Raw genomic sequence first — 13,326 nt, 5'->3', positions numbered from 1 at the left:
GGCCGTTTGATTGAGGTGGCTTAAATGCACGCGCAAGTACAAACACAACAACACAGTGCCAGCGGTAGCCTGCGCTTCAACGGGATCGGCAAAACCTTTCCCGGGGTGAAAGCGCTGGACGCGATCAGCTTCGTCGCCCATCCCGGCCAGGTTCACGCCTTGATGGGCGAGAACGGCGCCGGCAAATCGACCCTGCTGAAAATCCTCGGCGGTGCTTACATCCCGAGCAGCGGCGAGTTGCAGATCGGCGAGCAGACCATGGCGTTCAAATCGACGGCTGACAGCATCGGCAGCGGCGTCGCGGTGATTCACCAGGAGCTGCATCTGGTGCCGGAAATGACCGTCGCCGAGAACCTGTTTCTCGGCCATCTGCCGGCCAGTTTCGGTTTGATCAATCGCGGTGTGTTACGCCAGCAAGCGTTGAATTGCTTGAAAGGCCTGGCCGATGAAATCGATCCGCAGACCAAGGTCGGACGCTTGTCCCTCGGCCAGCGACAACTGGTGGAAATCGCCAAGGCGCTGTCGCGTGGTGCCCACGTCATCGCTTTCGACGAACCGACCAGCAGCCTTTCGGCCCGCGAAATCGACCGCTTGATGACGATCATCGGCCGCCTGCGCGACGAAGGCAAAGTTGTGCTTTATGTTTCCCATCGCATGGAAGAAGTGTTCCGCATTTGCGACGCGGTGACGGTGTTCAAGGACGGTCGCTACGTGCGCACTTTCGAGGACATGAGCCAGCTGACCCATGATCAACTGGTGACCTGCATGGTCGGTCGCGACATTCAGGACATCTACGATTATCGCCATCGTCCACGCGGCGCAGTGGCCCTGAAGGTCTCCGGCCTGCTCGGCCCGGGTCTGCGCGAGCCGATCAGTTTCGAGGCACACAAAGGTGAAATCCTTGGTTTGTTCGGACTGGTCGGGGCGGGGCGCACCGAGCTGTTTCGCCTGCTCAGCGGGCTGGAACGCAACACCGCCGGACGCCTCGAATTGCGCGGTCATGAACTGAAACTGCGTTCACCGCGCGACGCGATTGCGGCGGGCATTTTGCTCTGTCCGGAAGACCGCAAGAAGGAAGGCATCATCCCGCTGGCCAGCGTTGCCGAGAACATCAACATCAGTGCGCGCGGCGCGCATTCGGGTCTCGGTTGCCTGATTCGTGGTTTGTGGGAAAAGGGCAACGCCGACAAACAGATCAAAGCCCTGAAAGTGAAAACCCCGCATGCCGGCCAGCAGATCAAATTCCTTTCCGGTGGCAATCAGCAGAAGGCCATTCTCGGTCGCTGGCTGTCGATGCCGATGAAGGTCTTGCTGCTCGACGAGCCGACGCGCGGTATCGACATCGGCGCCAAGGCCGAGATCTACCAGATCATCCATAACCTTGCCGCCGACGGCATTTCGGTGATCGTGGTGTCCAGCGATCTGATGGAAGTGATGGGCATTTCCGACCGCATTCTGGTGCTTTGCGAAGGCGCTCTGCGCGGCGAAATCAGCCGCGACCAGGCCAATGAATCCAACCTGCTGCAACTGGCTTTGCCGCGCCACCGCGCTGACGGCGTGGCGAACTGAGAGGTGACTATGATGACAACCCAAAACGAAACCCTGCCCAAAGAGCGCAAACCTCTGGACATGCGCCGCTTCCTCGACGACTGGGTCATGCTGCTGGCGGCCGTGGGCATCTTCGTTGCCTGTACGCTGCTGATCGACAACTTCCTTTCGCCGCTGAACATGCGTGGCCTGGGCCTGGCGATTTCTACCACCGGGATTGCCGCGTGCACGATGTTGTATTGCCTGGCGTCGGGGCATTTCGACTTGTCGGTGGGCTCGGTGATTGCCTGCGCTGGCGTGGTCGCGGCGGTGGTGATGCGTGACACCAACAGCGTGTTTCTCGGTGTCAGTGCAGCGTTGGTGATGGGCCTGATTGTCGGGTTGATCAACGGGATCGTGATTGCCAAGTTGCGCGTCAACGCCTTGATCACGACGTTGGCGACCATGCAGATTGTTCGCGGTCTGGCGTACATTTTTGCCAACGGCAAGGCGGTGGGCGTGTCGCAGGAATCGTTCTTCGTCTTCGGTAACGGCCAGCTGTTTGGCGTGCCGGTGCCGATTCTGATCACCATCGTTTGCTTTCTGTTTTTTGGCTGGCTGCTGAATTACACCACCTACGGGCGCAACACCATGGCCATCGGTGGCAACCAGGAAGCGGCGTTGCTCGCGGGCGTGAACGTTGACCGGACCAAGATCATTATCTTTGCCGTGCACGGTGTTATCGGTGCGTTGGCGGGGGTGATTCTGGCGTCGCGGATGACCTCGGGGCAGCCGATGATTGGTCAGGGATTTGAGCTGACGGTGATCTCGGCTTGCGTGCTGGGCGGGGTGTCGCTGAGCGGCGGGATCGGCATGATCCGGCATGTGATTGCCGGGGTGTTGATTTTGGCGATTATTGAGAATGCGATGAACTTGAAGAATATTGATACGTTTTATCAGTATGTGATTCGTGGGTCGATCCTGCTGCTGGCTGTGGTCATTGACCGACTGAAGCAACGTTAAAATTAAGAGCCCCTCATCGGAACGCCGCCCGCCCAGCCCTCTCCCGGAGGGAGAGGGGGCCGACCGGGGTGCTTTGCGTCCTGCATCGACCTGAAAGACCTAGTCGATTATGGATTCGGCAAAGTACTTTCAGGTCGATTGTGGATTCGGCGAAGCACTTTCAGGTCGATGTATCTACCAAATATCCCCCATTCAGTCCCCTCTCCCTCCGGGAGAGGGCTAGGGTGAGGGGGCTTTTGATTCTCCCGCCTTTCGTCACTCTCGCTAAATATCCCTTGCCCGCCCACGCTAGTTTCGGGTATCAATTTGTACATGATTAGACAGGTACGATTTGACAAGAAACAACGGGTGGTCGACGAGCTCGTCCGACGCATCGAAAGCGGCCTCATGGAGGACGGCTTTCTGTTGCCCGGCGAGCATCAGTTGGCTCAAGAATTCAAAGTCAGCCGTGGCACGCTGCGCGAAGCGCTGGCCGAACTGAAACGGCGCAACTACATTGCCACGCAAAGCGGCGTCGGTTCCATCGTCACCTTCGACGGTGTGGCGCTCGACCAGCGCAGTGGCTGGGCGCAGGCGCTGGCCGACAGCGGAGCGCTGGTCAACACCGAAGTGCTGCGTCTGGAAGCCGTGACCCGGGCCGATCTGCTCTCGCGTTTCGGCACTGATCAATTCATCACCCTCGACCGTCGTCGCCGTGCCAACGACGGCACGCTGGTGTCCCTCGAACGCTCTTTGATGCCGGCCACCGGCGGCCTGGAAAGCCTGCCGCGCGTCGGCCTGATCGACAACTCCCTGACCATCACCCTGGCCGCCTACGGCTACATCGGCGAGCGCGGCGATCAGTGGATCGGTGCCGAACCGCTGAATGCCGAAGACGCCGAACTGCTCGGGCGCCCGGTTGGCACCGTTTTCCTCAAGGCTCTGCGCACCACCTACGACCGGCAGAACCGTTTCATGGAGCAGGTCGAAAGCCTGCTCGACCCGGTGCATTTCCGTCTGCACCTGCAATTTGGAGAATCGAAATGACTGCGCTCAACCGTGCCCTCGGCGCTTTTTATGGCCTGGCCCTCGGCGACGCGCTGGGCATGCCGACGCAATCGCTGAACCGCGAAACCATCAAGACCCGCTTCGGCCAGATCACCGATCTGCAGGACGCCGGACCCTTGCAGCCGATCGCCGCGAACATGCCCAAAGGCTCGATCACCGACGACACCGAACAGGCGATTCTGGTCGGCGAGTTGCTGGTCGAAGGCAAGGGCCGCATCGAACCGGCAATCCTTGCGCAACGCTTGATCGAGTGGGAAGCCGAGATGCAGGCCAAGGGCTCGCAGGACTTGCTCGGGCCATCGACCAAACGCGCAATCGAGATGATCCTCGCCGGCCATTCGCCGGAGGAAGCGGGGCGTTACGGCACCACCAACGGCGCGGCCATGCGCATTACCCCGGTCGGGATCGCTACAGACGTTGCCGACCCAGAGCGGTTTATTGCGGCGGTGGTGCAGGCCTGCCAAGTGACGCACAACACCACGCTGGGGATTTCCAGTGCGGCGGCGGTGGCGGCGGTGGTGTCTGCCGGCATCAATGGCGTGGATCTGGGCGAGGCGCTCAACCTCGGCCAGCAAATCGCTCAGCAAGCGGAGGCGCACGGTCACTGGGTCGCCGGTGGTCGCATTGGTTCGCGGATCAGTTGGGCGCGCACCATCAGTGTCGATAGCGACAAGGCATTGCTGGCGGATCTGCTCTACGACGTGATTGGCACTTCGGTAGCGTCGCAGGAGTCGGTGGTGGTCTCGTTCGCGCTGGCGCAGCAAGTGGCCGTCGGCGAAATGAGCGCGTTCGATGCACTGTGCATGGCTGCCAGTCTTGGCGGTGACACTGACACCATCGCGGCGATTCTTGGCGCGATGCTCGGGGCTTGCCTGGGTCTTGAGAGTTGGCCTGCCGAGATGATCGAGACGGTTAAGGCCGTTAATCATCTGGAGCTTGAACCGTTGGTGCAGGGGCTGTTGGCGTTGCGCTGAGTGAACTGACGCCATCGCTGGCAAGCCAGCTCCCACAGGTTTTTGCTGTGAACACACATTTGTGTACACCCTGATCCCTGTGGGAGCTGGCTTGCCAGCGATAGGCGCACCGCATAATCGAATTTTCAACCCGCAATGGATCGCGCAGACAGGCCGAGGATGGCCGCAATGTCTTGTCGTTTTGCATCATTGCCACAACCACAAAAAAGGCAAACAGGAGCACCTTCATGAGTTCATCAAACGCCGGGCAAAGCGCCGGGCAACTGGAAACCCGCGGCATCGAACCGGTGCCGGAAGCCGAGTGCAACGGCCATCCGCTGCAACTGTTCTGGGTCTGGTTCGCCGCCAATATTTCCATCCTCGGCCTGCCGCTGGGCGCCACGTTGGTCGCATTTCGCGGCTTGGCGATCTGGCAAGCCATCATCGTCGCGATCATCGGCGCTGCCGGTTCGTTCGCGGTGGTCGGGATCATCTCGATTGCCGGCCGACGTGGCCGTGCACCGAGCCTGACTTTGTCGCGGGCGATCTTCGGTGTGCGCGGCAATATCGGCCCGACGCTGGTCTCGCTGATGTCGCGTCTCGGTTGGGAAACGGTCAATACCACCACTGCGGCATTCGTGTTGCTGTCGCTGTGCTCGATCCTGTTCGGCTCGCCGGTCGAAGCGAAAAGCGCACCGGTATTGACGCTGATCTTCATCGCCATTTTCGTTCTGCTGACCCTGTCGGTGTCCGGCCTCGGCCATGCGACCTTGCTGGTGATTCAGAAGTGGGCGACCTACGTCTTCGGTGCGCTGAACATTCTGGTCGGTGGCTTCCTCTGCGCGACCATCGACTGGAGCGCGGTGTTCAACGCCACGCCAGCGCCGATGAGCGCAATGATCATCGGCATCGGCACCATGGCTGCGGGCACCGGCATCGGTTGGGCCAATGCTGGCGCCGACATGTCGCGCTATCAGCACCGCAGCGTCAAGGCTGTGCGTCTGGTTGCATCCGCTGCATTCGGTGCGGGCATTCCGCTGGTGCTGTTGATTACCCTCGGCGGTCTGCTGTCGGTGGGCAACAACGATCTGGCGTCGGCGACTGACCCGATCGTGGCAATCCGCGACATGCTGCCAACGTGGATGGCGGTGCCGTACCTGATCACCGCATTCGGTGGCCTGCTGCTGTCGAACAACCTGTCGGTGTATTCCGCCGGTTTGACCACGCTGACCCTTGGCTTGAAGGTCAAACGCGTCTACGCCGTGGTAGTGGATATCGTCGCGATCTTCGCCGGTTCGATCTACTTCATGCTGATCGCCGACAGCTTCTACGGTCCGTTCATTACCTTCATTTCCCTGCTGGCGGTACCGATCACCGCGTGGGTCGGGATCTTCGTCGTCGACCTGATTCACCGTCACTACTACAGCCCGACAGATTTGCTCGACGTCAGCCCGAGCAGCGCCTATTGGTATCGCGGCGGGATCGAATGGCGCGCGTTCGGCGCGTGGGCGATTGCCATCGTCCTCGGCTTCAGCTTCACCACCATCGGCACCACTGCCGAGAACGTCTGGTTCAAAGGCTTCCTGTCCGACTCTTGGCTGGGCCACAACGGCCTCGGCTGGATCGTGACCTTCGTCGTCGCTGGTGGCATTTACTTCGTCCTCGGCGGGGCGAAAGATCGCCGCGCCGCGCAAACCGAGAATGCTCATGCCTAAGATGTTGCACACCGGCCAGGTCATCATCGACCTGGTCATGGCCGTGGATAAACTGCCGCAGATTGGCGGTGATGTGCTGGCGCAGTCGGCAAGTTTCGAAGCAGGTGGCGGTTTCAACGTGATGGCGGCGGCGGTGCGTAACGGCCTGCCGGTGGTGTATCTCGGTCGGCATGGCAGCGGGCGTTTCGGCGATCTGGCGCGTCAGGCGATGAACGCCGAGGGGATTCACATCGGCATCACCGAACCCGCGCAGAAGGACACCGGTTTATGTGTGGCGCTGACCGATGCGTCGGCCGAGCGCAGTTTCATTTCCTATATCGGTGCCGAAGGTGAAGTGACTGAAGAGGATTTGAACAGCGTCGCGGCCGAGGCGGGCGATTACGTTTATCTGAGCGGCTACAGCCTGCTCCACGAAGGCAAGGCAAAGGCATTGCTCGATTGGACGCTGGCGTTGCCGGCAACGATCAACGTGGTGTTCGATCCGGGGCCACTGGTGGAGTCGCCGGATTCACCGATGATGCAAGCGCTGCTGCCGCGCATCGATGTGTGGACCAGCAACAGTGTTGAAGCGCTGCGCTTTACCGGGGCTGAAGAGATAGCGGTGGCGCTTGATCGTCTCGCTGAGCATCTGCCCAACGACGTGCTGATGGTTGTGCGTGACGGGCCGCAAGGCTGCTGGATTCATCAAGGTGACGAGCGTCGGCATGTGCCGGGGTTTGCCGTGAAAGCAGTGGACAGCAATGGCGCTGGCGATGCCCATGCCGGCGTCTTTGTCGCGGGACTGGCGCAGGGTTTGACGGCGCATGAAGCAGCACGACGGGCGAATGCGGCAGCGGCGTTGGCGGTGACGCGCTGGGGGCCGGCGACTTCGCCGGGCGCGGTTGAGGTGGATGCGTTTATCCGCGAGTCTGGCGGCGCCTGATCTACCGCCATCGCTGGCAAGCCAGCTCCCACAAGTTTTTGTGGTGAGCACACATTTGTGTACACCCTGGTTTCTGTGGGAGCTGGCTTGCCAGCGATTAGGCCATCAGCTTCAAATCAAAACTTGAATTGGCCGCTCGCCGCATCAGCAGCGAGCGGCTTCATCGCTACTGCAGATCCAGCTTGCGCGCTGCTTCAACCCCGGCCGCACTGAGCTTGATCGGCAGGTTCAACGAATGTTCGCCGGCCTCGTTGCAGGTCACATGACCATGGTGAATCAGTCCGCGATCCTGCAAGGCGGCGAGGGCGCTGGCCACGACTTTCTCGCCCCGGTAATTGTCCAGCACCTCCTTGCCCAGACCACTCGGGTGGGCGTGCAGCAGGCGGGTGAGGACTTCTTTTTCCAGGTTTTTATCGACGTTCATGGTTACCTCTTCATTGGATTGAATAGGACGCTCGCGTCGGCGAACTACTGACCGGAGCCTTCGGAACCGGAGCCACCAGTGGTGGTTTTGGAGCCGATGCCGGGGCCAGCATTGTCTGGCGTTGCGGGGGCATCGGGGGTGTTCATGCCGCCCTGACGGCCCGGATCACTGCCCTGAGTGCGCGGATCGGTACCCGTCGCAGGAGGCTGATTGATCAAAGGCACGCCCGAGCCATCGGTGTTCATACCGGGGGCACTGTTGATGGCGGGGGCGCGTGGCGGAGTCGGGTCGGTAGGGCCAGTGCCCGCTGCGGTGGCGGATGCGGCGAAAACCGCAGGGCAGAGCAGGGCGCTGAATACGAAAGCGGTCAACCTTGACGGGATCATAGGGCGTCTCCAGTGATTGGAATCCTTACCTGTCGTTGGTCTGCCCTCTGAGCGGTTTGGTGCCTGATGAACGACGAACGGTCTAGATCGTCGCTGCGGTCTTGACCTTGATACGGCGCCAGAGCAAGCGCCCAAGGGTGATCAGCCAGTTGGCCAACGCGACGAGCAATACCGTCAAAAGCAGCGTGCTCATGCCGTGCTCGACGATGATTTTCCCGGCCAATAGCGGGAAACCAAATACACCGATGAAGTACGAAAGACTGAACAGCAACAACGCCTGCGATGTGGTGCCGTTCGGTGCTTCGTTGGCGGCGAGGCCATTGATTACCGAATACGTCAGGCCGTAACCGACACCGAGCATCACCGCCGCCAGCAGATAGCTGAAGCCGCTGTGCACACCGAACGCGAACAAGACGATGGAGCCGAGCATCAACCCCGACAACAGGCAGGACGCGCGTAGCGGGTCACGCTTGACCACAAAACCGGCGATCAACATCCGGCTGCTGATCGCCGCGCTCATGAAGCCAAGAAAGAACAGCGAATAGTCCAGCGAACGCGCAGCGGCATAACTGGTCTGGAAGCTCGACAAACCGCCGAAAACACAACCGCCGAGCCCAACCATGATGATCGGAAACAGCGCACGGGAGCTGAGCACTTGAGTCGTCGCTTGCCAGGTAATTCTCGCGGCTGATGTGGCTTGCGTGCTTTTCAATCGCGCGCCAAGACGCCAGAACAGCAGCACCCCGATCAGGCTCGCCAGCGCCGCCAGGTAAAACGCCGAGGTCACCGGCAAACCCAGCGCACTGGCGGCACGACCCAGCAACGGCCCGCTGCCGATGCCGGTCATCATGCTGCCGGACAGCAAGGCGAAATATTTGGCCCGCTGCGCCGGCGTCACCAGACTGGCAACGATAATCGGCCCCAAGGTGTAAAAAACGCCCCAGCCCAATCCCAACAACAAACCGAAAAACAGCAGCAAATGACCGAACCCCGGCGTCAGCGCAAAACCCAGGCTCGCCGCCACCAGCAACAGCCCGAACACTGCAATCGAACGCGCCGCCCCGAGCCAGTCCGACAAATGCCCGGACACCAGCACCGCGACAAACGTACTGACCATCGCCGCCGAAATCACACTGCCGGCATCGTGTTCATTGCCACCGCGCGAACCGATCAGCAGCGACAGCAAAAACGTCGAACCATACGACAGCGACAACAGATAACTGGCTAGGCAGAACAGGCCGAACAGCTTGCTCGATACCGTGGGTGTTGCTTGCGACATGACGCGGTTCCTTGACCGGAAAAAATTAAGCGTCATCTGTTTACCACGCCAAGTGAGCGGATTAGGTCTGAGCTTGGCGACGTCAGGATCGCTGTGCGCCGGAGTAACCCTCAGGCGATGCCGATCTCTTCCTTGAATTGTTCCATGAAACCTTTCAGGCGTTGATGACGGACCTGCGCCAGACGCCGGCCAGCGTCTGTCTGGAAACCGTCGGCGAGGTGCAGCAGTTTGGTCTGGAAGTGATCGAGGCAAAAACGTTTGTCGTCGTAGTCGCGCTGTTTCGCTTCGGGATCCTGCGGGTCGTACAGCGCCGAACCCATGCGCCCGGCGATGTAGAACGTACGGGCGACGCCGAGCATGCCGAGTGAGTCGAGGCGGTCAGCGTCCTGGACGATTTTCGCTTCGAGGGTGCGCGGAGTGATGTTGGCGGAGAAACTGTGGGCTTCGATGGCGTGGGCGACGGCCGTGATTTTTTCGCTGGGCCAATTCATTTCGGCGAGCACCGATGAAGCCTTTTCTGCCGCCAGACGCGAGGCTTGCGCGCGCAGTGGCGAGTTTTTCTCGACAGCCACGCAATCGTGCAGGAGCACCGCAGCGAGCAGAACCTCCAGATCACCGCCTTCTTCTGTATGCAGCGTACGCACGTTGTGCCAGACCCGCTGAAGGTGCGCGAGGTCGTGGGCGCCGTCGTCGGACGGTTCCAGAGCGTGGGGCAGCAACTCTGCTGCCAGTGCCTCCACGGGCGTAAAACTATCTAGGTTCATAAGCTTCCTTTCAGATTGTCGAAGTCCCTGTGTGAGCGAGCTTGCTCGCGAAGGCGCCCTTACAATCACCTGCATTGTTGAATGACAGAATGTATTCGCGAGCAAGCTCGCTCCCACAGGGAGTGGCGGCGTTTGAAGCATCGCGAGAGGGTATCCGCCGTTTTGCCATGTGACGAGCGCTGCTCTGCGCCTTAGTATGGCGTTTTCCTTTTCCGACAAGGCCCGTCCATGACGATCGAAATCCGCCCGGCGACCCCCAGCGATGCCCCGCAAATCCTCGCCTTCATCACTGAACTCGCCGATTTCGAAAAGGCCCGCCACGAAGTCATCGCCAGCGTTGCCGACATCGAACGCAGCCTGTTCGGCGAAGGCGCCACCGCTCACGGTCTGATTTGCCTGCGCGATGGTCTGCCGATCGGTTTCGCGGTGTTCTTCTTCAGCTACTCGACCTGGCTCGGCAGCAACTGCCTGTACCTCGAAGACCTCTACATCACCCCGGAGCAACGCGGCGGCGGTGCCGGCAAAACCCTGCTGCGTCACCTGGCAAAAATCGCCTGTGACAACGACTGCGGCCGCTTCGAATGGAGCGTGCTGGACTGGAACACCCCGGCGATCGAATTCTACAAATCCCTCGGCGCGCAACCGCAGGAAGAGTGGGTGCGCTACCGCATGGATGGCCAGGTTCTGCGAGAGTTTGCCGAGGGCTGAACACGATGATGGCAATCCGGCAGTAATTCGATTGTCGCCAGCGCTCTAGTCCGGCATTCTACGCGCCATTTTTGCGCGCTCACGGACGACACCTGCAATGCCTCTGGCACAACTTCTCCACGCCCGTGGAGCCTTCGCTGCGTCAACGAGTGACTGGCGATGAGCGGACTACGGGCGTCAATGCGTCTGTATGGCCTGGTGAAAAACTCAGGCTCGAGCGACAACCCTCAGCGCCAACCGGTCGACATTCTGTGCATGACAAATCGTGCGGGCGGCAGCGCCATTCGTGCGTTCGTGTCACGCCTTGATGCCGAGTTGATGACCCGCAGTGCCGGGCTCGCCGATTACCGCGTGATACCGCTGCGCACCTTCGATCCGACGGCGTTTATCGACGCTCATCAAGGCTGGTTGACGCTGCATATCTGTTGCGGTTTTGTCGCCCCTGTCGGGCATTCGCTGCTCAAGGGCGGCGGGTTGATGCCGATTGGCTGGTACGTCTATTCCGAGATCGGCCAGTGGACGGCCCAGCATCATCTCGACCTCGGCGCACAAATGGCTGAACTGCTGCAATCGACTTACGAGCGTAATCATCTGCGCAACTACAACGCCTGGCTCAACGAACTCGACGACGCCTCGCCGGCCGAACTGGCCTGGCAAACCGACGAAGCCTGGCGGCACCTGCAAACCGCCACATCACCCGACAGCCGTGAGCATTGCCACGCCCTGTTCGACCCCGTCGACAACCGCTGGCGCTTCGCCGCAACCGACATCGATATTCATCAGCCGCACCCGGAACCCCTGAAGCAAGGAGCTTTGAATTGAGTGGTAAACCCGCTGCACGCGTCACCGACCCGACCGCCTGCCCATTGCCAGGCCATGGCACCAACCCGATTGCTTCCGGCTCGCCGGACGTCTTCTTCGACGGCCTCGCCGCCGCGCGCATGACCGATAAATCGGCGTGCGGCAGTCCGATTACCGGGGCCGTTTCCGGCACGGTTTTCATCAACGGCCTGAATGCCGCCACGCTCGATAGCACTGGAGGTCACGGCAATGTCGTGGTCGGTGGTTCGGGGACGGTGATTATTGGCCAGAGTGGCGGCGGGGCGGCGTTTAGCGGATTGCTGCCGATGCCGGTGCATTTCAATGATCGGATGCAGATTGTTGATGAAAACAGCGGTGAACCGCTTTCCTATATTGCCTACGTCATCGAACGGGCAGATGGAACGCTGGAACGAGGCGTCACTGATGCCAAGGGTCATACCCACACGGTCAGTTCGCACCTCAAAGAAACCATCAAACTGTACGTGGAGTAATACCGATGGGAGCTCAATCCGGAGCCGTTCAAGGATGCATCGGGAGACTGGTCGCCAGTCATGAGTTGACGACAAAAGAGGATCAGACGGTCAAACCCGTGACGCTTGCCAGAGAGGTTGTGGCTTTTTTCATTGGCGGTGCTGGCGATTCGGAAAGTTACTACGGAGACGGGCCTAGCAACTACACCTTGCGGGCCATGGAAGCTTTGCAGGTCCGTTTGGGCTCGAGCTATGGCGGCAAATTCCAACCCTATTACATGGGATACAACGATGTAAAAGGGGATGCCGACCTCGAAGAGTTTGTATTCTCCAAGCTGCCTCACAAGTCCGCACATGTCTACATTGTGGGTCATAGTCTGGGCGGGTGGAACGGCGCGCATTTGTCGCAGATTCTCACCGATAAAGGTTATATCGTGAAAATGCTCGTTACTCTGGATCCTGTGGGGGAAGGTGTGATGGTGGCGTTGATTTCGGATATTTACTGGTCGGAGCCAACGCCCAAGGCTGAAACCTGGATCAACGTTCGGGCAGAGCCTGACGAGATGGATCGAACCGACGTAGTCGCTTGGGTGGGGGGCAAGTGGGATATCGAATCCGGTCCCGATGTTATGGGGATCGTCAAATTCAACCATTACTCGGCTTTGAGGTTGTATGAGTCCCGCCTGGAGTGCGGGCAGTCGGCATTGGATTTGTCGGCGAATTCAATTGCTGGTTATTTGAGGGAAGGTGCATGAGATGGGTACTGCTGATCGCTGTTTCTTTATTTTGCGCTGCCTGCGCAAAGTCTCATGACATCACGCCCGCGACGTTGGGCTATGAATCGATCACACCGCGCTCGAAAAGCGTTTTTTTTGAGGTCAATTTCAATTCGGATGTGGAACTGCTGGAGATTTTCTGGCGGGAAAAGAAAGCGAACAGCTTTGACCAGGTATTCATTTGCGCCCTGGGTGATGACACTGACTTTTCCATTGAACATACGATATCGAAAGCAGCAATGGGTTTGGTCAGGGAAAACAAGCAACGTTTGCATACAACCGGATTCGGATACACCGCGAGCATTGCTTTCAAGGACGTTGGTGAAAAGAAAAGAAGCTCAAATTACTTGAGTCGTGACGCCATAAAAGGCTTGTTGAAAGACAAGCAAATGATTCCGTGCAAAGTGGTGGTTACGGCAACGGGTTATGACGCGTATTACACCCACTCATTGTTCATCCCCGTTGCAGACGTTGTTTCTGCCTTGTCGGACTACGACAGTTTTCGATGAC

The 13,326-nt window shown here is 59.6% G+C and carries 15 protein-coding genes; 11 read left to right on the top strand and 4 right to left on the bottom strand.

Annotation, left to right across the window (positions count from 1 at the left end):
• Positions 1–24 precede the first annotated feature (24 nt).
• The 6 genes from araG (at position 25) to M5G26_RS13885 (ending at position 7,187) form a co-directional block, all read left to right on the top strand.
• A complete protein-coding gene (araG, locus tag M5G26_RS13910) occupies positions 25–1,569 on the top strand; it encodes an L-arabinose ABC transporter ATP-binding protein AraG (protein WP_102900019.1) in 1,545 nt (514 codons plus the stop codon).
• A gap of 12 nt (positions 1,570–1,581) precedes the next feature.
• Positions 1,582–2,550 carry an L-arabinose ABC transporter permease AraH gene (araH, locus tag M5G26_RS13905; RefSeq protein WP_026000669.1) on the top strand — a complete coding sequence of 323 codons (969 nt, stop codon included), beginning with the start codon at positions 1,582–1,584 and terminating at the stop codon, positions 2,548–2,550.
• A gap of 312 nt (positions 2,551–2,862) precedes the next feature.
• A complete protein-coding gene (locus M5G26_RS13900; RefSeq protein ID WP_134176402.1) occupies positions 2,863–3,576 on the top strand; it encodes a GntR family transcriptional regulator in 714 nt (237 codons plus the stop codon).
• On the top strand, positions 3,573–4,571 hold the full coding sequence (locus M5G26_RS13895; RefSeq protein WP_273915734.1) for an ADP-ribosylglycohydrolase family protein: 999 nt from the start codon (positions 3,573–3,575) through the stop codon (positions 4,569–4,571). Before M5G26_RS13900 ends, M5G26_RS13895 begins: the two co-directional genes overlap by 4 nt.
• 227 nt (positions 4,572–4,798) lie before the next feature.
• Entirely contained in the window at positions 4,799–6,265 is a 1,467-nt protein-coding gene (locus M5G26_RS13890) for a purine-cytosine permease family protein (RefSeq protein ID WP_038364464.1), read from the top strand.
• On the top strand, positions 6,258–7,187 hold the full coding sequence (locus tag M5G26_RS13885; protein ID WP_273915733.1) for a PfkB family carbohydrate kinase: 930 nt from the start codon (positions 6,258–6,260) through the stop codon (positions 7,185–7,187). Before M5G26_RS13890 ends, M5G26_RS13885 begins: the two co-directional genes overlap by 8 nt.
• 166 nt (positions 7,188–7,353) lie before the next feature.
• On the opposite strand, the gene M5G26_RS13880 is transcribed toward M5G26_RS13885, so the two are convergent.
• From M5G26_RS13880 to M5G26_RS13865, 4 genes are all read right to left on the bottom strand, one after another.
• On the bottom strand, positions 7,354–7,611 hold the full coding sequence (locus M5G26_RS13880; protein WP_016986009.1) for a hypothetical protein: 258 nt from the start codon (positions 7,609–7,611) through the stop codon (positions 7,354–7,356).
• Positions 7,612–7,655: 44 nt separating this feature from the next.
• Positions 7,656–7,997 (bottom strand): hypothetical protein, encoded by a 342-nt coding sequence (locus M5G26_RS13875; protein WP_008085503.1) that lies wholly within the window; start codon positions 7,995–7,997, stop codon positions 7,656–7,658.
• An 82-nt stretch (positions 7,998–8,079) separates the two neighbouring features.
• Entirely contained in the window at positions 8,080–9,276 is a 1,197-nt protein-coding gene (locus M5G26_RS13870) for an MFS transporter (RefSeq protein ID WP_273915732.1), read from the bottom strand.
• Positions 9,277–9,386: 110 nt separating this feature from the next.
• Positions 9,387–10,040, bottom strand: a complete 654-nt coding sequence (locus M5G26_RS13865; RefSeq protein ID WP_273915731.1) for an HD domain-containing protein — start codon at positions 10,038–10,040, stop codon at positions 9,387–9,389.
• Positions 10,041–10,268: 228 nt separating this feature from the next.
• On the opposite strand from M5G26_RS13865, the gene M5G26_RS13860 reads away from it, so the two are divergent.
• The 5 genes from M5G26_RS13860 (at position 10,269) to M5G26_RS13840 (ending at position 13,325) form a co-directional block, all read left to right on the top strand.
• Positions 10,269–10,748, top strand: coding sequence for a GNAT family N-acetyltransferase (locus tag M5G26_RS13860; RefSeq protein WP_007908312.1), 480 nt, complete (start codon positions 10,269–10,271; stop codon positions 10,746–10,748).
• A 159-nt stretch (positions 10,749–10,907) separates the two neighbouring features.
• A complete protein-coding gene (locus tag M5G26_RS13855; RefSeq protein ID WP_273915730.1) occupies positions 10,908–11,570 on the top strand; it encodes a hypothetical protein in 663 nt (220 codons plus the stop codon).
• Positions 11,567–12,061, top strand: coding sequence for a PAAR domain-containing protein (locus M5G26_RS13850; protein WP_150750649.1), 495 nt, complete (start codon positions 11,567–11,569; stop codon positions 12,059–12,061). The genes M5G26_RS13855 and M5G26_RS13850 overlap by 4 nt, the downstream gene beginning before the upstream one ends.
• Positions 12,062–12,066: 5 nt before the next feature.
• Positions 12,067–12,795 carry an alpha/beta hydrolase gene (locus M5G26_RS13845; RefSeq protein WP_273915729.1) on the top strand — a complete coding sequence of 243 codons (729 nt, stop codon included), beginning with the start codon at positions 12,067–12,069 and terminating at the stop codon, positions 12,793–12,795.
• Positions 12,792–13,325: a hypothetical protein gene (locus M5G26_RS13840; RefSeq protein WP_273915728.1), complete on the top strand. Its 534-nt coding sequence runs from the start codon at positions 12,792–12,794 to the stop codon at positions 13,323–13,325. The genes M5G26_RS13845 and M5G26_RS13840 overlap by 4 nt, the downstream gene beginning before the upstream one ends.
• The last annotated feature ends 1 nt before the right edge of the window (position 13,326 follow it).

The sequence above is a fragment of the Pseudomonas sp. TNT2022 ID642 genome, from assembly GCF_028656995.1.
Classification (GTDB): domain Bacteria; phylum Pseudomonadota; class Gammaproteobacteria; order Pseudomonadales; family Pseudomonadaceae; genus Aquipseudomonas.
The sequence above is the reverse complement of the archived record's forward strand: the minus strand, read 5'-3'. Positions and strand labels throughout refer to the sequence as shown.